Origin of the sequence: Rhodococcus sp. 1163 (assembly GCF_002091985.1) — a bacterium.
Taxonomy (GTDB): Bacteria; Actinomycetota; Actinomycetes; order Mycobacteriales; family Mycobacteriaceae; genus Rhodococcoides.
The window spans coordinates 207,539-229,473 of sequence record NZ_MKKX01000020.1 but is presented as its reverse complement, the minus strand read 5'-3'; the positions used below and the strand labels follow the sequence as shown (position 1 = coordinate 229,473).

Here is a 21,935-nt window from a genome sequence, read left to right as displayed (position 1 = left end):
GTTCAGGATCCGATCAGCAAACCCACGACAGTGAGGGTTGTGGTTATTTCCAGAGCTGCGCCCAGCACGTCGCCGCTGAGACCACCGAACCGTCGGACACAGTGGCGCACGAGAACAACGCCGATCGCCAACACTGCTGCGACGACTACGGGGCCTTGCCACCAGCGGCCGTCCACGCTTCCGGCCGCTGCGACAAGCGCTGCGGCACACCAGAGACCGACCACTATGCGGCTTTGGGTACCGGCAACGAGTGCTCCGAACCCGTGGTCGACGGCTGGAAGCGTCCCGCCTCTGCACGCGATGACGACGGCGACACGACCGACCGCAACGGCCAAGGCTATCGAGTAGAAAGCCTGCTGCTCCGCCAGCAGACCGAAGCCGGCAGCCTGGATTGCGAGGGTGAGGACGAGTGCGGCGACTCCGAACGGCCCGGCGCTTCCACTCTGCATGACTTCACGAGCTCGTTCGGGCGGTCCGTAGCAACCGAGACCGTCTGCCGTATCGGCCAGGCCGTCGATATGCATGCCGCGTGTCAGCAGGGCAAGCGCGCCGACGCCGAGCAGTCCGCCGAGCAGTCCACCGAGCGAGAGTGCGTCCGCACACCACACCGCGCCTGCCGCGAACATGCCGAGCAACAATCCGACGACAGGGGCTGACGACATGGCTTTGCGGGCATCATCCCGGTCTATGTGGTTCGGCCCCCGCACTGGAAGGACAGTCAACCAGGACAGGGCCAGGCGAGGGCCCACCCATATCGAATGCACTTCTCAGGCCTCGGACGGCGCTTCGGGCTTGGCGGCTCGGGTGCTCACACCTGCATCTGCAAAAGTCGACATGTCCTTCAGCGCGGCGATGGCCGCGTGCACCAAAGGTAGTGCGGCGAGAGCGCCCGAGCCCTCGCCGAGTCGCATGTCGAGCTCGAGTAGGGGTTCGATTCTCAAGTGACGCAATGCAATCGAGTGAGCAGGTTCGGACGAGCGATGGCCGGCGATCCACCATTCACGTGCCCCTCGGGCCGACTCCTCCGCAACCAACGCGGCCGCCGTGACGACGAGCCCATCGAGAATGACAGGCGTACGACGGTGTGCAGCTTGGGCGAGGAACCCTGCCATGGCGGCAAGATCGGCGCCACCGGCAACGCGAAGCAGCGCAACGGAATCCTTCACGACCGGACGGGCACGCCGCATCGCATCACGAATCGCCGCCGTCTTGCGGATCCACCCGGCATCGTCGACGCCGGTGCCGCGACCTACTGCGGCCACCGGTTCGGTGTCGGTGATTACTGCGATCAATGTCGTTGCCGGAGTAGTGTTTCCGATTCCCATGTCACCGGCGATCAGCAGGTCTGCACCGCCGTCGATTTCCTCGTCCGCGATTGCGCGACCGGCCTCGATCGCAGCCCGAACCTCGGACTCCGACAACGCATCCTCACGATCGATCGAACCGCTCGACCTTCGGACCTTGTACCGGCTGATCGTGGTGTCCGTATCCGAGTCGACAGCGATATCGACGACACGGACCGTTGCGCCCGCCCCTGCGGCCAGTGCATTGACCGCAGCGCCACCGGCCGCGATATTGGCCACCATCTGAATGGTCACCTCGGCGGGATAGGCCGAAACCCCGTGGGCCGCAACACCGTGATCACCGGCAAACACAACGACCCGAGGTCGGACCAGCGCGTGGGGCGGACACTGATCTTGGCACGCCGAAATCCACTCACCGATCTCTTCGAGTCGACCGAGACTGCCGGCAGGTTTGGTCAACGACTTCTGTCGTTCCGACGCCGCAGAGCGGGCCTGCGGCGACGGCGGAGTGACCGGACGCAACGGCGTCGAGTTCTCGGTTGTTTCGGACGTCACGGTTGCTGCTCAGCCTTTCGGAAAGGTGGAACCCCGGCACACTTGAGTGCGAGGGGAAGGCCCGCCACGACGAGTACGACGTCGTCACAGACCTCGGCCAGCCGGGAATTGAGTACGCCGATCTCGTCTTGGAACAGTCTGCCCGCCCGAGTGTGGGGGATTACGGACAACCCCACTTCGGGAGTGACCAGCAAAAGGGTGCCCGTGCACTGCGCAACGGCGTCGACGAGCGCGTCGATCTCCGCCGCGATCGTGCCGCGCGGGCTGTCCCAGGCTGACCGGTCGTCGATGGTGTGGGTCAGCCAGGTGCCGAGATCGTCGACGAGCGTGACACCCGGTGTCTCGTCGACGATCAGCTGGGGCAGGTTCGTGGTCGCTTCCACGGTCGTCCACGTGGCCGGCCGTCGAACTCGATGTTCTTCTATCCGCGCGTCCCAATCGGCATCACCGGGGCGTCTTCGGCCGGTTGCCACGTATCTGACCGGTCCTGTCGCAGCCGCGAGGTGTTCGGCGTGGCTGGACTTGCCCGATCGCGCGCCACCGAGCAGCAGTGTGCGCTTGGGCAACGTCATGGTGTCAGACAGCTGCGCCGCGGTTGACGCGAGGCGCAGGGGCGCGCATCTTGCGGATTTGCGAAGCACGAACGAACGCGTACCACCCGAGCTTGAATCCACCGTCGGTGGTGTCGGGGAAGCGAGCACGAACGCGATTGTTGATCTGGCGGCCGATGAAGATTCCCTCGCCGACCATGAACAGCATCATCACGAACATCGCCAGCGTGACATACGCCTGAACGGCCGGATCGAGGAAGAGCGCGAAGATCAACAGAAGCGCAAGCGGCATGAACAAACCGACCAGATTCCGGCGCGCATCCACGAGATCACGGGCGTATGCCCGAACGGGGCCCTTGTCCCGCGGAAGTAGGAATTTGTCCTCACCGGCGAGCATCCGCGCGCGGCGGTCGGCCGAGGAGGCTCGGCGCTCCTCGGATGCCTTCTTGCGGTCGACTTTGGTTCCCTTGTTCGCCTTGCGACGCTCGCGGGCCTCTTTGCTCGTCATCGGCGGTGGCGCGACCGGACCGCGGCGTCGGGCTTCGGCCTCACGCCGTTTCGGCGTGGGGCGACCTTTGCCGACGATCTCGTTCGGCGGCGACAAATCCGTCGGTGCCGACTCGACCGAGGCCGAATCGTGCTTGTCCGAATTGTCAGAGTTTCCGCGGCGTAGCAACTTCACTCACCCAGGCTATGGGATGGAAGCGAATAGGTGAACATCGGCCACACCAACTTGCGTCCGCGAAGGCTCCTCGAGCACGGCGGCCTCGACATGCCGCGTCTCCACTGTCGACCTAGACTTTCGACGATGCGAGTGATGATTGCGCCCGATTCGTTCGGCAACACACTGAGCGCGAACGAGGCGGCCGACGCAATCGCTAGAGGTTGGCGACTCGGACGTCCGGGGGACGAGCTCGTGTTGGCGCCGCAATCGGACGGCGGTCCGGGATTCGTCGACGTGTTGGCCGTCGATCGTGGCGAAGTGCGCGAACTCGACGTGGACGGACCACTCGGGAAGCGGGTCAGGGCGCGGTGGCTGCTCGACGGCGGGACAGCGTTCATCGAAGCCGCACAGGCGTGTGGATTGAGTCTCCTCGATGGTCCACCGACCACTCGCAGTGCATTGCGGGCAAGTAGCGACGGCGTCGGCCAGCTGATCGTTGCTGCTCTGGGTGTCGACGGCATCGAGAGGGTGTTCGTCGGTCTCGGCGGCAGTAGTTGTACCGACGGCGGACGGGGGATGGTCAGTGCACTCGGTGGACTGGCCGATGCCGTCGCACGACTGCAGTCGGTCGAACTGGTCGCTGCCACCGACGTCGAGAACCCGTTACTGGGCGAGCACGGCGCAGCGCAAGTCTTCGGGCCACAGAAAGGCGCGGATGCCGCGATGGTCGATGTTCTCGAAGAGCTCAACCGCGAATGGGCCGTGAAGTTGGAACGCGAGGCTGGAGCCGACGTCGCCGAGCTGCCGGGTGCGGGTGCTGCTGGAGGCATCGGTGCGGCACTGTTTGCGTTGGGCGGGCGGCGTGAGTCCGGCGCGGCCGTGGTGGCCGAACTCACCGACCAGGCAGATCTACTGGCGTCGGTCGATCTCGTCATCACCGGTGAAGGCAAATTCGACAGTCAGTCCCTTCGGGGCAAGCTCGTCACCGAACTTGCATCCGCAGGCGCGCGATCCGGAGCGCCGACGATAGTCCTTGCAGGTCAGATAGCTCTAGAGACCGCACAGTGGGAAGCAGCAGGTCTTTCTGGAGCGTATTCCGTAGCCGAGTTCGCCGGTTCCGTGGACAAGGCGATGACCGATGCCGGGCCACAACTCGAGCTTTTGGCCGAGTACGCAGCACAACAGGTCGATCAAGGTACTGGAGCATTACGCGGCGGGCTGTGAGGAATACCTGTGCGCGGAGTACGGTTGAGTCGTTCACGGGTTGAGTACGACTGATAGGGAGAGCCCATGACCGTCTCGAACGAAACCATCACGCACAAGGTCACGATGACTGAAGCTGCATCATCGAAGGCCAAGGCGCTGCTGGACCAAGAAGGACGCGACGACCTCGCGCTGCGCGTTGCTGTGCAGCCCGGTGGTTGTGCGGGCCTGCGCTATCAGCTCTTCTTCGACGATCGCAGCCTCGACGGCGATCTCGCAGTGGACTTCAACGGAGTCACGCTGGCTGTCGACCGGATGAGCGCTCCGTACGTCGAGGGTGCATCCATCGACTTCGTGGACACCATCGAGAAGCAGGGCTTCACGATCGACAATCCGAACGCAACGGGCTCATGTGCCTGCGGCGATTCGTTCAACTGATCTGAATCATCAACTCTGACCGGTACTGCATTTGCCAGTACCGGTCAGAGTTGTGTTCGCACCAAGTTCGGGGCGCCGCGCACTAGCATGGATCTCGCTCCGACCACCATCGAAAGGCTCAAGCACGTGACTCTCGCGGTATCGGGATCGATAGCCACCGATCATCTGATGCGGTTCCCGGGCAAGTTCGCCGAGCAGTTGGTTGCAGACCAGCTCTCCAATATCTCGCTGAGCTTCCTCGTCGATGATCTGGTCATCAGAAAAGGTGGAGTCGGCGGCAACATTGCCTATGCCCTGGGTGTGTTGGGTGGATCCCCGCTCCTGGTGGGTGCTGTCGGGCCGGACTTCGGTGAGTATCGGTCTTGGCTGGAGTCCAACGGAGTCGATTGCACCGCGGTACGCGTGTCGGCGACAGCTCACACTGCGCGCTTCGTCTGCACCACCGACGTGGACATGGCTCAGATTGCGTCGTTCTACCCGGGTGCGATGAGTGAAGCGCGTGAAATCTCGATCGAGGAACTGTCCGCAGGACGAACGTTGGAATTGGTATTGGTAGGCGCCAACGATCCTGACGCGATGATCGCCCACACTCAGCAGTGCCGAGCGCTGAACATTCCTTTCGCGGCAGATCCGTCGCAGCAACTCGCGCGTCTGACCGGTCAACAAGCGGTCGATCTCATCGAGGGTGCGGCGTATCTCTTCACCAACGAATACGAGTGGGGACTGCTGCGTCAGAAGTCGGGCCTGTCGGAGACGGAGATCGCGGCCAAGGTCGGTATCCGGGTCACGACGCTAGGCAAGTCCGGCGTCGAGATCGTCACTCCCGACGGCGTGCGCACGCACGTGGACGTGGTTCCCGAGACCAGCAAAGTGGATCCGACCGGAGTGGGCGACGGCTTCCGGGCCGGCTTCCTCATGGCCCATCTCGCCGGTGCTTCCGTCGAGCGGGCAGCACAGCTGGGTTCCTATGTCGCGGTCCTCGTCCTCGAGACCACCGGCACTCAAGAGTGGACTTTCGTTCGAGATGACGCACTCAAGCGTCTGAGTTCGGCCTACGGAGCTACCGCGGCCGAGCAGATCGGAGCGCTGCTCCCGGCTTAGCCTGGCGTTCATCGCAAAGAAAGGGACCGTCACAACCGTCTACACGGTTGTGACGGTCCCTTTCTGTCATCCAGCGGAACCTGTGTCCGGAAAGATCAGATTTCGACCGGGTAGGTCGGCTCGCTGATCTTCGGAACGATGCGCTTTTCCACGAAAATCCCATGCCAGATCATGAAGATGAGAACGGTCCACAGACGACGACTGTGATCGGACTTGCCGTCGCGATGCTCGTTCAGCATTGCGGTGATCGCAGCCTTGTTCAGGATGTGATCCGTTTCGGACTCGGCGATCTGTTGGTGCGCCCAGTCGAACAATTCGGGACCCCGAAGCCAATGGCGAAGCGGAACAGGGAATCCCAGCTTCGCGCGGTTGAGGACATGCCCCGGGACGATGCCCTCCAACGACTTGCGCAGTGCGTACTTCGTCGTGTCCTTGGTGATCTTCTGGTCGAGAGGCAACCTCTCGGCGACGGCAAAAACCTCGGAGTCCAGGAATGGGACGCGCAACTCCAGCGAGTTGGCCATCGTGATCTTGTCGGCCTTTACCAGGATGTCGCCACGTAGCCAAGTGAACAGATCCAGATGCTGCATACGCGCAACCGGATCCCAGCCTCGAGTCTGCGCGTAGATCGGTGCCGTCACATCGGTGTGGGTCCACTCCGGACGGAAATCCCGCAGAACTGCGCGGAGCTGAGCGTCGCCGAAGCTTCGGGCATTCCCGTAATAACGATCCTCGAGCGTCATGGATCCGCGATGAAGCAAACTCTTGCCGCGCGTACCGTCGGGGATCTTGTCGCTGAGGGCTCCTGCGGCGCGACGCAATCCGCGTGGAAGATACTCGAAAGGCTTGAGGGACAGTGGCTCTCGATAGATGGTGTAGCCACCGAACAATTCGTCCGCGCCCTCACCGGAGAGTACGACCTTCACATGCTTGCGGGCTTCCTTGGCCACGAAGTAGAGCGGCACCAGTGCGGGATCGGCCACCGGATCGTCGAGGTACCAGACGATCTCGGGAATCGACGATGCAAACTCTTCTGGCCCGACGACCTTCACGACGTGTTTGGCACCGATCGCCGCAGCAGACTCGGCGGCGACGTCTACCTCGGAATAGCCGTCGCGCTCGAATCCGGTGGTGAAGGTGATCAGATTCGGATTGTGGCGTATCGCCAGTGCTGCGATCGCTGTCGAGTCGATCCCGCCGGACAGGAACGCGCCGACCGTGACATCCGCGCGCATGTGCTTGGCAACGGAGTCCTCGAGTGCGTCGGTGATCTCCTGATACCTCGCCGTCTCCGAACCGGCTACGAACGGCTTCACCGGGAACTTCGGAGTGAAGTAACGAGTGATCTTCGGCTGTGTGCCGGGGGAGAAGGTAGCCGAGCAACCCGATTCGAGTCGCCGGATCTCTCGATGCAACGTCTCGGGCTCCGGAACGTATTGAAGAACGGTGTAGTGCTGGATCGCTCGCGGGTCGAGTTCGGTACCGATACCGATCAGATCGGTCAGTTCGAGAAGGCTCTTCTTCTCGCTCCCGAACGCAGTACCGCCTGGCCCGGTTGCGATGAACAGTGGCTTGATGCCGAACGGATCTCTGGCCAGGAACATCTCGCGAGTCTCGGTGTCCCAGATTGCGAAGGCGAACATTCCTCGCAATCGGCGCAGCGCATCGTGACCCCAGTAGTGGAATGCTGCGACGATCGACTCGCCGTCGCCCTCGGTGAAGAAGACAGCGTCGTGCTCGCGCGTCAACTCCTCACGTAGTTCCAGGTAGTTGTAGATCTCCCCGTTGAACGTCATCGCATAGCGCGTCGGATTGTCGGCGGGTCCCCAGCGAAGTGGCTGATGCGAATGCTCGATATCGATGATCGACAGTCGGTTGAATCCGAAAACTACGTCTTCGTCGTGCCAAGTGCCAGGTTCGTCAGGCCCGCGGTGACGCATGCAATGCATGGCGGAACCGACGAGGTCGACTCCTGCGTCGTCCGTGCCGGCCGACGTGAGCAGGCCTAGTAGTCCACACACAGAGTCCACTACCTCTTTTCCAATTAGGGATCGGTTCAACCGACACTCGCCCGACGGGGTCGGTAGTCGTAAGGCGAGCGCCCGGGTCCGAGTATGCCGCAGACGCGACGCGCTCGAAGGTAGCGACCCAACAGTGGTCTTGCGGCAGCTTTGGTCTACGCTGCGTAGTACTAGGGCAACTCCATGTGGAGGCCCTTATTCTTCAGTGGTGGGCGATCAGGAAGGCGTGAACGTGGCGCAGAGTCGGATCCTTCGGCGAGCCGGGCTGACAACAGTTCTTGGCTTAGCCGCTGTGCTGTTGTCGGGTTGTTCCATCGACAGTGAAGTTTTGCGCTTCGGTTTTCCGTCGGGCATCACTCCACAGAGCACACGTATTCGTGAATTGTGGACTTGGTCCGTGGTCGCGGCACTTGTCATGGGCATCATCGTCTGGGCATTGATCTTTTGGGTGGTCATCTTCCACCGTAAGAAGAAGGACTCTCCGGAGTTCCCTCGGCAGACGGCGTACAACGTGCCATTGGAGCTGTTCTACACAGCCGTGCCGTTCGTCATCATCGCCGTGCTCTTCTACTTCACCGTGGTCGTGCAGAACTACGTCGGTGACAAGCAGTCCGATCCCGACGTCACCGTCGACGTGACCGCATTCCAGTGGAACTGGAAGTTCGGATACCAGACCATCGACCTCAAGGACGGCGTCGTCAAGTACGAGGGCACCGACCTCGAGGCGCAGGCGGCCGCGGAAGCTGCAGCCTCCCCGCCCGAGGGCGAAGCTCAAGGCAGTGAAGACGGCGAGATCGTTCCGGGAGCCATCCACGGTGTGAGCCCACAGGATCTGTCGTACCTGCACTACAACAAGATCGAGACAGTCGGCACCAGCGACGAGATCCCTGTTCTCGTGCTTCCGACCGGCAAGCGTATCGAATTCGTACTGGCCTCGTCCGATGTCATTCACGGCTTCTGGGTCCCCGAGTTCCTGTTCAAGCGCGACGTGATGCCGAACCCGAAGGAAAACCACTCCGATAACGTCTTCCAGATCTCTGAGATCGAACGAGAAGGCTCCTTTGTCGGTCGATGCACCGAAATGTGCGGCACTTATCACGCCATGATGAACTTCGAAGTTCGTGCGGTATCCCCGGACGACTTCCAGCAGTACATCGAGTCGCGTAAGCCGAAGAGCGAAGGCGGCAAGGCTTTGACGAACGCGCAGGCGCTGGAGGCAATCGGGCAGTCGCCGGTCTCCACCAGCACCATCCCGTTCACGACCGACCGTACGCAGAAGTCTGAATCCGTTGCTGACGGCAACTGACCAAGGAAGAATGCTGATATGAAAATCGAAGCCAAGATCTTTGAGATCCTGACTGTCTTCTTCCTTCTCGTCGGGATTGTGTACGCGGTGTTCACCGGGTTCTCCCGAACCGGCGTCGAGTGGGCAGGCGTCACCGCAATTGCTCTGTCGTTCGGCCTGACCCTCATCATCGGTACGTACTTCCGATTCGTCGCTCGACGCTTGGACACACGTCCAGAGGACTTCGACGACGCTGAGATCAGCGACGGCGCCGGCGACTTGGGCTTCTTCAGCCCCGGTAGCTTCTGGCCGATCAGCCTTGCGGGAGCTGCAGCGGTCACGGCAGTTGGCTTTGCGTTCTTCATCCCGTGGCTGATGGCGTTGGGCATCGTGCTGGTTCTGGCCGCAGCGGCCGGACTGGTATTCGAGTACCACATCGGACCAGAAAAGCACTGACCTGCATGTAGTCGGTCTCTAGACTCCAGCCAAGGCGCTGATCGTCCCTACCGGGGCGGTCAGCGCCTTGCTTTGTATCGGCCTGCAGATGATCTGTGCCTAGAACCGAGCGTGGAGCGGCGAATCCCGTCCGCCGGTACCCACATGGACCCCTCTCGGTGGATCGTTGCTGCTCACGTTCCTGACGAACGTCGCTATGGTCGGTGGTCCGAAGACGGCATGAGTAGCTCCACGGCAGAAATCGACGACTGCAGGTCCTGTTGTCCCAGCACGGCGGCTCGGACGATGTAGCCCTGGCAGAAGGTGAGCGTAGCGCGGGCAGTGTCACGGGCCGCCTCGACAATCGTCGGTCTGAATGCACTCCTGGGGGCACCGGGCACCGGGCATCGGTGTGGGTGCGGTGATCACCATGCTGATCGGCAATCCGATCTCCGGCGCGGTACTCCCGTACCAGTTCATTGCGGGACCGTGGGGCGGGATCGGGCAGTACTTCGTACCAGGGGCGGCGGCGAGCCTAGTACGCGAGGTCAACTATTTCCCGGACGCCTCTTCGTTGCACGAATGGGTCGTGCTGCTGGCATGGATTCTCGCTGGTGTTGCACTCTCGGTGATCGGTCACTATCGCAGCACGACTCCCATCCATCTGCGGAGAACGAGCTCGAGCAGCCAGTGGGCACTCTCTCGTAGTCGCGGCCAGAGCCCGGATGCCGACAGGTTCGTGCGAGTGGTGTTTTCGCGCAGACACCACTTGGAACGAGATGCCCAACTACCTACACGGTGACCGTTGATTTCGGAACGGCGTGCAGCGAGGGTACCCGACACCGCTGTGGCATCAGTAGTGGAGTCGATGATGTGGTCGGGGATAGTCGTCGACCTCCAAGAATCGGGTAGCAACGATGTCGTACTCGCGCCTCGGAACATCGCGAGGCGAGCCGCCGCGTTTGACCGCCAGCGGGTCGCCGTTTCAGGTCTTCCCGTTTCGCATGTCGCGTCGAAAGAACTGGAATAGTGCACTATCTGCGCTCGTCCCAACTCTGCGAGAACATGATGCGGAACCGCTGTCTTTCGTCCTCGACAGATGAAACGACCCTCTGCCGGACGACGCACAGGTGGACGCGCGCCCGGCGGGGGAGGGGAGGGGGCGTCTGATGGATGCGAGCCTGCGCGGATTTCGGGACCGGCTACTACGTACACGGCCGGCATTCAACGCGAAGAAGGGCGACACCCGATGGGTGCCGCCCTTCTTATGTTCGTCGAGAACCTCTAGGTCTCGCTCTCACTGTCTTCGCGGTCTACAGCATGTTTCGCGGAACCGTTGCCGTTGCCGTTGCCGTTCGAATGGCCGTTGGTTCCATGACCGTTGGTTCCATTGCCGTTCGAGTGACCGTTGAGCTGTAGCTGATAGTTCTTCAGCATGTTCAACTGCTCGACCTCACCGTGGTGCAGAGCTTCTTCCAGAGCCTTGCTCTCGGCAACCGGATCTGGTCGGAACAGTGAACCTGATCCTGGCTTTCCAGCAGATCCGAGCTTGTTCATCTTCTTCGGAATCGCCGCACCCTGATATTCGAGTGGGATCGGGTGTCCGTGGCTGTCGACCGGCCCGAGTGGCTGGTGGACCTCGACGTACTGGCCGTGCGGCAGACGCTTGATGATTCCGGTCTCGATGCCGTGATCGAGAACAGTGCGGTCGCTGCGCTGCAGGCCGATGCAGAACCGGTACGCAACGAAGTACGCGATCGGAGGCAGAATCAGCATTCCGATTCGACCGATCCACGTCATCGCGTTGAGTGAGATATCGAATTTGTACGCGATGATGTCGTTGACGCACGAGATGGTCAGAACCAGGTAGAACGCCAGGACCATCGCGCCGATCGCAGTCCGGACCGGTACGTCGCGTGGGCGCTGAAGCAGGTTGTGGTGTGCCCGATCGCCCGTGAGGCGCTTCTCGATCCACGGATACATGATCATCACCGTGAAGACCAGACCCATGATCAGTGCGACAGCGAAGACTGCGGGGATCGTGTAGCGACCTGCGATGTAGATGTCCCACGCGGGCCACAGTCGAGCCAAGCCGTCCGTCCACATCATGTAGAAGTCGGGCTGAGACCCGGCCGAGACCTGAGATGGGTTGTACGGTCCGATATTCCAGACCGGGTTCACCTGGACGAGGCCACCCATGAGCGCAAGGACACCGAACGTGACGGCGAAGAATGCACCGGACTTTACGGCGAAGACCGGCAAGATACGGACGCCGACGACGTTGGTCTCGGTGCGGCCGGGTCCGGGGAACTGCGTGTGCTTCTGGTACCAAACAAGTGCGAGGTGAGCTGCGATCAGCGCCAGGATGATGGCGGGTAGCAACAGCACGTGCGCAACGTACAAGCGCGGAATGATGATCGTGCCCGGGAAGTCGCCGTCGAACACCAACCAGTGCAACCACGTTCCGATGACGGGAACACTCATCGAAATGCCGGAGAACGCGGCACGAAGGCCGGTGCCGGACAGCAGGTCGTCGGGAAGCGTGTAGCCGAAGAAGCCCTCGAACATCGCCAAGATGAGAAGCAAGCAGCCGATGACCCAGTTGGCTTCACGTGGTCTGCGGAACGCACCGGTGAAGAAGATACGCATCATGTGAACGATGATCGAAGCAGCGAACATCAGTGCTGCCCAGTGGTGGATCTGTCGCATGAACAAACCGCCGCGCACCTCGAAAGAGATGTTCAACGCTGTTTCGTATGCCCGAGACATCGTGACGCCACGAAGAGGCTCGTAGATGCCGTTGTATTCGACCTCGCTCATCGACGGGTCGAAGAACAACGTCAAGAACGTGCCTGAGATCAACAGGATTACGAAGCTGTAGAGCGCGATCTCGCCGAGAAGAAATGACCAGTGGGTCGGGAAGACTTTGTTGATCTGTCGACGTATGCCAGGCGCCAGGTGGTAACGACTGTCGACGTCGTCGGCCTGCTTGGCAGCGAGGGCTTGCAGTGAAGGACTCATGAATCGGTCTCCGGTCTACGCTCCCAGAAGGCGGGTCCGAGGGCTTCGATGTAATCCCCGTCCGCTACTAAGAAACCTTCTTCGTTAACGGTGATAGGCAGCTGCGGCAGAGCGCGAGCAGCCGGTCCGAAGATCGGCTTGGCATACTCGAGTGCGTCGAACTGCGACTGGTGGCACGGGCACAGAATCCGGTTGGTCTGCTGCTCGTACAGCGACGTCGGGCAACCCAGGTGGGTACAGATCTTCGAGTAGGCGAAGTAGTCGCCGTAATTGAAGCTTTCCTGGTTCTTGCGCTTGATGACCTTGGCCGTGTCCTCAGAGCGGAGACGGATAAGCATGGTCGCGTTGCGAATTCCACGAAGTGATTTGAGCAAGGCGTGATCGTCGTCGCGGTCGGCCTCGCGGAATGGAAATACTGTTTCCATGGCTCCGGCATCCATATCCTCTGGGCGGACCAGAACGACGTCATGGGGACGACCGGTATCGCGCCGAAGGTAGATCGTTTCTCCAGGGTAGCGCGGAGTCCAACCGGAGACCCACAGAGGAGATTTGTCACCCTCGGCCCACGGGTTCTTGACCAGGCCCCCCAGGGGCAGAATGGCCATGATTCCGAGTGCGCCGCCGCCGAAGAACAATGATCGCTTGATCACCTTGCGTCGTCCGATGGTCGACGTGTCGAGCGAATCACTCAGCTGGGCAACGACAGTCTGTCGGTCCACCTCGGAAGAAGATCCATCGTGGCGGTCCTGAATGGAAACCTCTTCAGGAATGAACTTCTTGGTGAACTGGACTGCACCGACACCTACACCGAGGATCGCGAGACCCATGGTCAGGCCGATCAGCGGAGTGTAAAGGGTGTACTTCCAGTAGCTCTCTTCACCGAGTCCGGCATATTCCCAAGGCCAGAACAAATAGATCGCGATGAAAGCGACAGCAGAAACTCCCGAAAGCGCGAACCAGAACGCAACATTGCGTTCAGCGCGCTTCTCGGCGCGTGTGCCCTGTACTGCCCAACGATCTCTACGGAATGCAACATCGACGTGGTCGAGATTGGTGCCCAGCGTCACCAGCTGGTCACGCGTCATTCCGGCGAGTTCTTCGTCGGTGTACTTCCTGTTCACGTCCACATTGTTCCCGCCGGTCTGCCCGGCGTCCGCGCGTCCGGAATCACCGTCACTCATGACCTCGCTCCGATCCACAACGTTGCGCCGACGACGGCACCGATTCCGATGATCCAGATTGCCAGTGCCTCGGTACCCGGGCCGAAGCCGCCAAGTCCCCAGCCACCTGGCGCAGTCGTATCCTGCGCTGACTTCACGTAAGAGATGATGTCGATCTTTTCTTCTTGCGTAAGTTGACGGTCCGAGAACTTAGGCATGTTCTGCGGGCCCGTGACCATTGCCGTGTAGATCTCCTGCTCGGAAGCCGGTCCGAGCGAGGGTGCGTACTTGCCCGAGGACAAAGCGCCGCCCTGGCCGGTGAAGTTATGGCACGAGGCGCAGTTGAGACGGAAGAGTTCGCTGCCGCGGGCAATATCACCGTCGGAAAGCGAAGACTGCGCTACTTCGCCGTTGCTGTCGAGAAGCAGGGTGGGGCCGCCACCATTGGCCTGGATATATGCACCCAATGCGTCGATCTGCTTGTCGTCGAACTTCGCCGGCTTGCGTTCAGCCTGCGCTTCGTTGCGAACCGCAGGCATACGACCTGTTGAGACCTGGAAGTAGACAGCGGCTTCGCCGACACCGATCAGGCTGGGTCCACGGTCCTGCACGCCCTGCAGGTTCACTCCGTGGCAGGTGACACAGGACGTGTCGTACAACTGCTTACCCTCGCGGATCAACGCGGCTGAATCCTGATCGGCTGTCGCCACCTGGGGGGTGGGAGTCAAAGCCGACGCAAGAAATCCCGCGCTGATGAGACCCATCATGAGTACTACTGCGCCTGTCACACGGCGGCGAACCTTGCGCTGCCGACGACTCTTCACTGCTGAAGGAGAACCGGCTGACGTCATATCTGTGTTGTCGCCGGGTGATGCTGGGGGAGATGAGCTCATCTTCTATCCCTTGTCGTGTCGGGACGGACTGAACGCCAGGGGCTGATTCCTGACGTTCATTGTTGTCGACGAAGTCGAAACACTTGCTTCAACGATATTCATCAGCGGATGAAGTAGATGGTGGCGAACAACGCAATCCAGACGATGTCGACGAAGTGCCAGTAGTACGACACGACGATCGCAGCTGTTGCCTGAGCGGGCGTGAACTTACTGACCAGCGTTCGCGTGATCAGGAAGACGAAGGCGATGAGTCCACCGATCACATGGAGGCCGTGGAATCCGGTCGTGATGTAGAAGACCGAGCCATAGACGCTCGAGGAGATCGTGGTGCCCTCTTCTACCAGGTGGTAGTACTCGTACCCCTGGCCGAGGACGAACAACGTCCCCATGACCAATGTGATGATGTACCAGCGTCGCAGTCCGAAGACGTCACCGCGCTCAGCGGCGAATACGCCTAGCTGGCAGGTGAAGGAGGACGCGATCAGAACGGTTGTCACCGGTACCGCGAGACCGAGGTTCAGCTCGGTCGGTTCCGGTGGCCAGATGCCGTTTGCCTGCGCCCTCGCGACGAAGTACATCGCAAAAAGTCCAGCGAAAAACATTAGTTCGCTCGACAACCACACTATGGTGCCGACGCTGACCATATTAGGACGGTTCAGCGAGTGCACGCGTTGGGTGATTGCCGATCCTTGAGTCCCTACAGCGCTCGTCACAAAGAGAAGTATGACTGGCCGTAGTACCGATTGCATACCCGGGTCCTGTGTTGGCGCGTCGCGACCATCGACGTCGGCTCTCTCCCCTGTAGAGGCGCTGGTCGGCGGCACCAGTCACGCTCGGGTGAGTGCGTCGTGGAAGGGTTGCCTCATGTCAACGAACGGTAAGACGACTTGGTTCCGACGGTGGTTTTCTCGCGCTCGGTCGATCCCACTCGACCCCGCCAGAACCGATTTGATCGTCGTGGCATCGTCCTTCGACGACGCCGAGCCATGCTCTGCGGCGTTGCAACGCGGTAGACAACAGAATGCATGGGTCGAGGACGAAGAGATCGTCCTTCGGCACCATCTGTTCTTGCCGCCGGACATGATCGACGACGCGGCGGCGATCGCTGCCCAAGACGGTTACGAGCGGGCCCCCGGTTCGATGACGATGGAGTCACCCGAGATCAACGGCTACCAGCCCGCCGTCGATGGAGGCGTGCCGATAGTCCTGCAGCGGGTACAGGTGCTGGACGCGCTGCACTGCTCACAAGAGCGTTCTCGGATGGCTGGTCTTGCGCAACGCCGCGGCGGAATCGTGCTGGGCTGGGACGCCTTACAGCCTGCTTCCGACGCAGGCCGTGTCGCTGACTAAGCTTTCGCCACATTGCGAACCTATGACGTAGTGCAACCGCGTCATAGGTTCGGTCGGGCCACACCGGTGCCGAAGATATGGCCGTCAGTTCAGGAAGGCACGGGAAAAGATGACCGCACCGATCAACGACGAGTCGAGCAGGACCTGGAAGAGCATTCTCGGGGCATTGACGTCGTGGGTCGATTTATCGAGCGCCGATACAGCCTGGGCGATGGACGAGATCATGTCCGACCACGCCACAGCAGCGCAGATTGCTGCCTTCGGGGTGGCACTCAAGATGAAGGGGCCCACTCCCGCGGAGGTGGGAGGACTTGCCGACTCGATGCTCGCGCATGCTTCCCTCGTCGATAGTGAACCGAATTCGGTGGACGTCGTCGGTACCGGTGGCGACGGCGCAGACACGGTGAACATCTCGACTATGGCCGCGATCGTGGCGGCAGCAGCGGGTGCTCCGGTGGTCAAGCATGGGAATCGAGCGGCATCGTCACAGAGCGGTACGACCGATGTTCTGGAAGCGCTGGGGGTCAAGTTCGGTCTGGGACCGAGCGGAGTTGCCGAAAGCGTTCGCGATGTCGGTATCGGGTTCTGTTTCGCCCCGGTATTTCATCCCGCGCTGCGGTTCGCGGGCCCGCCGCGGAAGGAGATCGGGATTCCGACGGTCTTCAATATACTCGGCCCACTCACCAATCCCGGTCGGCCGCGATCAGGCTTGATCGGGTGCGCATTCGAGGCACTGGTGCCGGTCGTCGCGGGGGTATTCGCCGGCCGTGGCACGAGCGCTCTCGTGGTCCGCGGTGACGACGGCCTCGACGAGATAACGCTGTCCACCACTACCAGCGTGCACGTCGTCTCAGGAGGCACGGTCACTGCAACGACGATCGATCCGAAGGACTTCGGGTTCGACTACGTACCGCTGTCCGCGCTCAAAGGTGGTGACGCCGCGTTCAACGCGAGAGTGGTGCACGCTGTTCTAGCCGGAGAGACCGGCCCGGTGCGCGACGCGGTTCTACTGAACGCGGCAGCCGCGCTGACTGCTTACGCCGGAATATCCGAAGGAATCGATGCCGGCGATATCATCGGCGCTCTCTCTGCAGGGTTGGTGCGCGCAACGAAGGCTGTCGACTCCGGTGCGGCAGCCACACTACTGGCTCGATGGGTGAGCCGGTCGAACGAGCTGGATTGATCCGACCGGCTTAGGCGCGGAAGTGCCTCACTCGCCGATCGAAAACCCCGCGTCGATGTCGGCGCTGGAATACGACTGGAACGCGATGTGCGTCGCGGTATTCAGGACGCCGGCCACCTTGTTGATCCGTTGCGTCACAACCTCGGCGATCTGCTGATGATCGCGGACCTTGACGATGGCGATCAGGTCGACATCTCCCGCACACGAATAGACCTCGGACACACCGTCGACGTCCGCCACTGCTTGCGCGGTCTCGGGGATGGCACTTGCCTCGGCGTCGATCATGACAATGGCGTGGATCATGGGTCTCCCTCATTCGATGCGCGAACACGCGTGCGTTGCGACTCCCCCCGCGAGCTTAGAGGGCGTACCGGTCGGGGTACGGCGACGCGCTGTACTCGTGGCGGGACGCGGCGCGAGAGATACTGCACCATTCCTTCCACGCCCCAGCGCCATATGCCGGCTCGGCGTACCCGTCGGTGGTCCGCACTATGCGGACGCCGTCGGAGTCCAGCCACCGGGCAATGAGGCCCACCTCCTCGGGCGATGCGCCGCGCAACGGGGTGGTGTCCGGGATGACGGTCTCGGCGGCGGCGATGATGGCCTCCACGGCCGGCATCGGGTGCACGCGACGCGCGGTCGTAGCCGCGCCCGCCAGCCGCCCGTTGCGAATCACTGCGAGTTCCCATCCTCCTTCCGTAGTTCTCCTGGCGGCCACGAGTTCGGTGATGGCCGCGATCGCTGCGAGACGGTGCATTCTTCGGATCATGTCGGCGAGAACGGTGAGTCGATCACGCAGACGGGCGGCCGATTCGAAAAGTTCGGTGTCGGCGAGTTGGGTGACCCGCACTCGCGCCGCGTGCAACATTGCGTTGTCGACGCCGTCGATCAGAGCGTGGAATCGCGCGGGATATACCGAGTACTCGTCGGGTGACAGCACGCCTGCCGTCGCTGCAGCGCAACCGCCCACCGCGGTCGGTGGGCAGTTCTGTCCGTGTGTGCCGGTGCGCGGGATGCGATTGGAGCAGGTGCGGATCGAACCGAATTCGGAGATGAGCGCGGCGGCGTCCGCGGCATCACTTCGCGCTGTGAAGGGCCCGAGTGAGCTCGTCGTCGGCGTTCTGACGATGGAAAGCCGTGGAAACGCTTCGACCGTCGTAGTGATCCACCATCCCTTCTTGGGGAACTTCGATCGGCGGTTGTACGGCGGGATGTGCGCACTCAGCAAGCGGAGTTCGCGTACGCCGGCTTCGAGACCGTGAGCACACTCGACGTAGTCGACATCGACCGCAAGGCTGACCATCTCCTTCATCCGGCCGCGAGTTTCCGAACCGGTGAAGTAGTTCCGGACTCGACGTTGCAGATTGGTCGAGGTACCGACGTACAAGACCTCCTTGCCGGGGCCCTTGAACAGGTACACCCCCGGGGTGCGGGGGAGGTGGGCCGCGAGGGAACGCTTCGCACACTGTCCGGCGGAGACGTTCGGGAGATAGTCGACGAGTTCGGCGTAGCTGTGCACACCCTGATTTCCGACGCGCTCGATCAGCGCGTGCAGCACGTCCACCGTCGCGCGGGCATCGTCCAGGGCGCGGTGAGTCGGAGTGGTGCCGACGTCGAACAACGATGCGAGAGCCGACAGCTTCACGGATGGGGCCTCGTCGCGGGTGAGTACACGACGCGCCAGCTTGACGGTGCACAGAACTTGGAACTTGGGCCACGCGATGTCCAGTCGACTGGCGGCGGCGCGGAGAAAACCGGTATCGAACCCAGCATTGTGCGCGACGAGCACTGCGCCCCGTGCGAATTCCAGGAAGCCGGGAAGTACACGCTCGATGCGCGGTGCGTCGATCAGCATCGCGGAGGTGATTCCGGTCAGCTCGACGATGAAAGGCGGAATCGCCCGACCTGGATCGACGAGAGTGGCGAACTCTCCGATCACCTCACCTCCACGGACTTTGACTGCCCCGATCTCGGTGATCGCTTCGGTATCGGCGCTGCCGCCCGTCGTCTCCAAATCGACGACCACGAAAGTCGTCTGATGCAACGGGGTGTCCAGTTCATCGAACGTCAGCTGGATCGGAAGGGTCACAGGACGGGACGGTAGATGGCGGTACCGACAGAATCCTGTGTTGCCGCTTTCGTGGAAGGCGTGTCGTACCTCGCCGATAAGTTCGCCCGAAACGAGTCGGAATTTCGGGCTGAAACACGAAAGAGACGAGGATCACATGATTGTGGATTGCAGTGATTGCAAGGTTCGAGACATCGCGTGCGGAGACTGCGTCGTAACCGTGCTTCTGGGGGCTCCGAGACTGGCAGGTTCGGCCGGTGTGGATGTCGGGTCCGCAGCGTCGAAAATAGACATCGACCAGGCGGAACTGGGTGCTATCGGGGTTCTGGCGGAGGGTGGTCTCATCCCACATTTGCGTTTGGTCGTGGCCGACGGCGACGCCCCTCGGAGTGCTTCGTTACCGTCCTGTGATTCAAGCGCGGATCTACGTGCGATGTAGTCCGGTCTTCAGATATTCGAGACTCTTCGGCGCGTCGGGGTCGACACGGAGGGATGCCATTTCGTAACCTTCCTGAGACCTTGCGGAGTCTCGCCAGTCCAGACAGGAGTGGCGTCGCAAGTCACCGCCTAATCGGGCACTCTTCGGAGTGGCCGTACCGGGAACCCGATTTCTACTGGGGTGAATCCCGCCGGATCGCTTATGCGAACGGTGGGTAGGGCTGATCTTCCCAGCCCGAACCCGTCAGCTAACTCGGTCGGCGGATGAGTGGAAGAAACGGAGCACAACCTCTCGTGGCGTCACATACTTCAACCCGTCAATTGCGTCGAATACTCGTAGCCGGTGCGATCACTGCCGGCGCGGTCATCCTGCCCGCTGCCCCCGCAATGGCGGCCCCCATCACGATCCCGGGTGTCGGTACGTTCGAAATACCAGAGATCCCGGGCATGCCCCCGCTGCCGACCGTCCCCGGACTGCCCGGCGCACCGGCACCCATCGCTCCCCAGGTCACTCCGGCTGCGAAGGCAGTGCAGGCTGCCGAGTCCAAGGTCGGGTCCCCGTACGTCTACGGCGCTTCCGGTCCTGACTCGTTCGATTGCTCGGGTCTGGTGCAGTGGGCGTACAAGCAGGCCGGCGTCAGCTTGCCCCGTACGAGCTACGACCAGGCGTCCGCTGGTGTTCCGGTATCCCAGTCCGATCTTCAGCCGGGAGATGTCGTCTCCTTCTATGACGGATCGCATTCGGGTATCTACGCAGGCGGCGGCAACGTAATCCACGCGTCCACCTCAGGTGTTCCCGTCAAGGTTGCACCGGTTTCCTCGATGCCGTTCGACGGAGCTCGTCGATACTGACTCGTGTGATCGGTACGCAAACAGCATCAGGGACCGGTCGTATAGGCCGCGGACCTGGTGCTGTTTCGTCGTTTCGCCGGGAAGAGGCATGCGTGTGGGCCCCTCGATCCGGTCGTGGTTGGACTCTGGCGTGACGATTCCGTAACCTTGCCGAGTCTCGATCGGTCGAATATTCCAGCAGTTCGGATAAATCCGAATTATCCGACTCGAATTCCGACCACTGGCTGATACTCATGGGTAGAGTTTGTTTTCATCCCCTGCACTGATGCAGCGACATCGCAGCGAAGGTCCGCTGTGCCATAGCTCCATCGACACACCTGCAAGAACGGAGAGTCACCTTCCGTGGCGACACCGACAGTCAAGAACGTTGCTCGATCCAAACGCAGCGTTCTCGCCGCTGCAGCTTGTGCGCTGTGTCTACTCGTGGCACCGGCCGCAACAGCCCAGGCGCAGCCGGGCATAGACAGTGCATCCGATGCGCAGACGCGGTTGTCGGACCTTGCTCGTGAGTCCGAGCAAACGACCGAGGCTCTGCACAACGCGCAGATAGATCTCGATGCCAAGACCGCAGTGCAGCGCGAAGCAGAGGCCGCCCTCGGGTCTCATCAGATCGCGCTCGCGGACGCCGAAGCGGCGTTGGCCGAGCTGAAGCCCGCGGTGGACAAAGTAGCCAACGTCAACTATCAGGGTGGTCGGACAAACCGGTTGTTCGCTGTGATGGTCAGCGATTCACCGCAGCAACTGTTGGACCAGATGTCGGCCCTCGACATCATTTCCGCGGAAACGTCACGGCAGGTGGGTCAGTTCAAGCAGGCGACGTCCGATGCTGCTGCGGCCGAGGAGGCCTCACGTTCAGCTGCAGACGAGGCGCGCGCGGCTGCAGATCAGGCCAAAATGGTCAGCGACGATCTGCAGGCCAAGCAGAGCGAACTTCAAGGGCAAACGGCAGAGGTGATGGCGGCGTTCAGTGCGCTGTCCGGCGCCGAGAAGAGTGACTACGCAGGCAGCCCGCTACCTCCAGGATTCGACCTGTCGAAGATCATCGAGGGTCTGGTTCCGGGATCGGGGTCCGGTGCTCTGCAAGCAGGGTTGACGCAGATAGGTAAACCGTATGTGTGGGGCGCTACCGGGCCCGATGGCTTCGACTGCTCAGGGCTGGTCGTGTGGGCCTACAAGCAGGTCGGCAAGACGCTTCCGCGGTCCAGTCAGGCGCAGGCGGCCGGCGGAACCCCAGTCGATCAGAAGAGCCTTCAGCCAGGCGACGTCGTTCTGTTCTATCCGGATGCCTCGCATGTCGGCCTGTATGCCGGTAATGGCAACGTGCTGCATGCGTCGACGTTCGGTGTGCCGGTGAAGGTTCAGTCGATGGCGTCGTTCCCGTTCTACGGTGCGCGCCGGTACTGATAGCGCAAG

The 21,935-nt window shown here is 61.7% G+C and carries 21 protein-coding genes and 1 riboswitch; of the genes, 10 read left to right on the top strand and 11 right to left on the bottom strand.

Annotation, left to right across the window (positions count from 1 at the left end; all coding sequences use genetic code 11):
• Positions 1–2: 2 nt before the first annotated feature.
• Genes BJD99_RS09995 through BJD99_RS09980 form a run of 4 tightly spaced genes read right to left on the bottom strand, consistent with a single transcriptional unit; the run spans position 3 to position 3,092 of the window.
• Entirely contained in the window at positions 3–755 is a 753-nt protein-coding gene (locus BJD99_RS09995; protein WP_084346784.1) for an adenosylcobinamide-GDP ribazoletransferase, read from the bottom strand.
• Between the two features lie 12 nt (positions 756–767).
• Entirely contained in the window at positions 768–1,859 is a 1,092-nt protein-coding gene (gene cobT, locus BJD99_RS09990; protein WP_084346652.1) for a nicotinate-nucleotide--dimethylbenzimidazole phosphoribosyltransferase, read from the bottom strand.
• Positions 1,856–2,431 (bottom strand): bifunctional adenosylcobinamide kinase/adenosylcobinamide-phosphate guanylyltransferase, encoded by a 576-nt coding sequence (gene cobU / locus BJD99_RS09985; protein ID WP_084346651.1) that lies wholly within the window; start codon positions 2,429–2,431, stop codon positions 1,856–1,858. Before cobU ends, cobT begins: the two co-directional genes overlap by 4 nt.
• A gap of 4 nt (positions 2,432–2,435) precedes the next feature.
• Positions 2,436–3,092: a DUF3043 domain-containing protein gene (locus BJD99_RS09980; RefSeq protein WP_084346650.1), complete on the bottom strand. Its 657-nt coding sequence runs from the start codon at positions 3,090–3,092 to the stop codon at positions 2,436–2,438.
• 126 nt (positions 3,093–3,218) lie between these two features.
• On the opposite strand from BJD99_RS09980, the gene BJD99_RS09975 reads away from it, so the two are divergent.
• The 3 genes from BJD99_RS09975 (at position 3,219) to BJD99_RS09965 (ending at position 5,816) form a co-directional block, all read left to right on the top strand.
• Positions 3,219–4,298: a glycerate kinase gene (locus BJD99_RS09975; protein WP_084346649.1), complete on the top strand. Its 1,080-nt coding sequence runs from the start codon at positions 3,219–3,221 to the stop codon at positions 4,296–4,298.
• Positions 4,299–4,364: 66 nt separating this feature from the next.
• Entirely contained in the window at positions 4,365–4,715 is a 351-nt protein-coding gene (locus BJD99_RS09970) for an iron-sulfur cluster assembly accessory protein (protein WP_084346648.1), read from the top strand.
• Between the two features lie 126 nt (positions 4,716–4,841).
• The gene (locus BJD99_RS09965; RefSeq protein WP_084346783.1) at positions 4,842–5,816 is read left to right on the top strand and encodes a carbohydrate kinase family protein; all 975 of its coding nucleotides are present in this window, start codon (positions 4,842–4,844) and stop codon (positions 5,814–5,816) included.
• Positions 5,817–5,911: 95 nt separating this feature from the next.
• Here the strand turns inward: BJD99_RS09965 and asnB are convergent, their stop codons facing one another.
• A complete protein-coding gene (gene asnB / locus BJD99_RS09960; protein WP_084346782.1) occupies positions 5,912–7,837 on the bottom strand; it encodes an asparagine synthase (glutamine-hydrolyzing) in 1,926 nt (641 codons plus the stop codon).
• A gap of 226 nt (positions 7,838–8,063) precedes the next feature.
• Between asnB and BJD99_RS09955 the strand changes: the two genes are divergently transcribed.
• The 3 genes from BJD99_RS09955 to BJD99_RS09945 all read left to right on the top strand — a co-directional run bounded on the left by BJD99_RS09955 (position 8,064) and on the right by BJD99_RS09945 (position 10,359).
• Positions 8,064–9,143, top strand: coding sequence for a cytochrome c oxidase subunit II (locus tag BJD99_RS09955; protein ID WP_084346781.1), 1,080 nt, complete (start codon positions 8,064–8,066; stop codon positions 9,141–9,143).
• An 18-nt stretch (positions 9,144–9,161) separates the two neighbouring features.
• On the top strand, positions 9,162–9,578 hold the full coding sequence (locus BJD99_RS09950; protein WP_084346647.1) for a cytochrome c oxidase subunit 4: 417 nt from the start codon (positions 9,162–9,164) through the stop codon (positions 9,576–9,578).
• Positions 9,579–9,933: 355 nt separating this feature from the next.
• Positions 9,934–10,359: a hypothetical protein gene (locus tag BJD99_RS09945; protein WP_084346646.1), complete on the top strand. Its 426-nt coding sequence runs from the start codon at positions 9,934–9,936 to the stop codon at positions 10,357–10,359.
• A 482-nt stretch (positions 10,360–10,841) separates the two neighbouring features.
• On the opposite strand, the gene BJD99_RS09940 is transcribed toward BJD99_RS09945, so the two are convergent.
• From BJD99_RS09940 to BJD99_RS09925, 4 genes are all read right to left on the bottom strand, one after another.
• Positions 10,842–12,578, bottom strand: a complete 1,737-nt coding sequence (locus BJD99_RS09940; RefSeq protein ID WP_084346645.1) for a cytochrome bc complex cytochrome b subunit — start codon at positions 12,576–12,578, stop codon at positions 10,842–10,844.
• The gene (locus BJD99_RS09935) at positions 12,575–13,759 is read right to left on the bottom strand and encodes a ubiquinol-cytochrome c reductase iron-sulfur subunit (protein WP_084346780.1); all 1,185 of its coding nucleotides are present in this window, start codon (positions 13,757–13,759) and stop codon (positions 12,575–12,577) included. Before BJD99_RS09935 ends, BJD99_RS09940 begins: the two co-directional genes overlap by 4 nt.
• Positions 13,756–14,589: a c-type cytochrome gene (locus tag BJD99_RS09930; RefSeq protein ID WP_256895602.1), complete on the bottom strand. Its 834-nt coding sequence runs from the start codon at positions 14,587–14,589 to the stop codon at positions 13,756–13,758. Before BJD99_RS09930 ends, BJD99_RS09935 begins: the two co-directional genes overlap by 4 nt.
• A gap of 143 nt (positions 14,590–14,732) precedes the next feature.
• A complete protein-coding gene (locus BJD99_RS09925) occupies positions 14,733–15,344 on the bottom strand; it encodes a heme-copper oxidase subunit III (RefSeq protein ID WP_084346779.1) in 612 nt (203 codons plus the stop codon).
• A 151-nt stretch (positions 15,345–15,495) separates the two neighbouring features.
• On the opposite strand from BJD99_RS09925, the gene BJD99_RS09920 reads away from it, so the two are divergent.
• Positions 15,496–15,981: a hypothetical protein gene (locus BJD99_RS09920; protein WP_084346643.1), complete on the top strand. Its 486-nt coding sequence runs from the start codon at positions 15,496–15,498 to the stop codon at positions 15,979–15,981.
• A 109-nt stretch (positions 15,982–16,090) separates the two neighbouring features.
• Positions 16,091–17,164, top strand: a complete 1,074-nt coding sequence (gene trpD / locus BJD99_RS09915) for an anthranilate phosphoribosyltransferase (protein WP_084346642.1) — start codon at positions 16,091–16,093, stop codon at positions 17,162–17,164.
• A gap of 27 nt (positions 17,165–17,191) precedes the next feature.
• Here trpD and BJD99_RS09910 read toward each other — a convergent pair whose 3' ends face one another.
• On the bottom strand, positions 17,192–17,467 hold the full coding sequence (locus BJD99_RS09910) for an Lrp/AsnC family transcriptional regulator (RefSeq protein ID WP_084346641.1): 276 nt from the start codon (positions 17,465–17,467) through the stop codon (positions 17,192–17,194).
• 55 nt (positions 17,468–17,522) lie between these two features.
• Positions 17,523–19,253, bottom strand: coding sequence for a DEDD exonuclease domain-containing protein (locus BJD99_RS09905; protein WP_084346640.1), 1,731 nt, complete (start codon positions 19,251–19,253; stop codon positions 17,523–17,525).
• A gap of 533 nt (positions 19,254–19,786) precedes the next feature.
• A riboswitch (cyclic di-AMP (ydaO/yuaA leader) is annotated at positions 19,787–19,946 on the top strand.
• 18 nt (positions 19,947–19,964) lie between these two features.
• Here BJD99_RS09905 and BJD99_RS09895 point away from each other — a divergent pair.
• A complete protein-coding gene (locus BJD99_RS09895) occupies positions 19,965–20,522 on the top strand; it encodes a C40 family peptidase (protein WP_256895580.1) in 558 nt (185 codons plus the stop codon).
• Between the two features lie 342 nt (positions 20,523–20,864).
• Positions 20,865–21,926 (top strand): NlpC/P60 family protein, encoded by a 1,062-nt coding sequence (locus BJD99_RS09890; RefSeq protein WP_084346637.1) that lies wholly within the window; start codon positions 20,865–20,867, stop codon positions 21,924–21,926.
• Positions 21,927–21,935 lie beyond the last annotated feature (9 nt).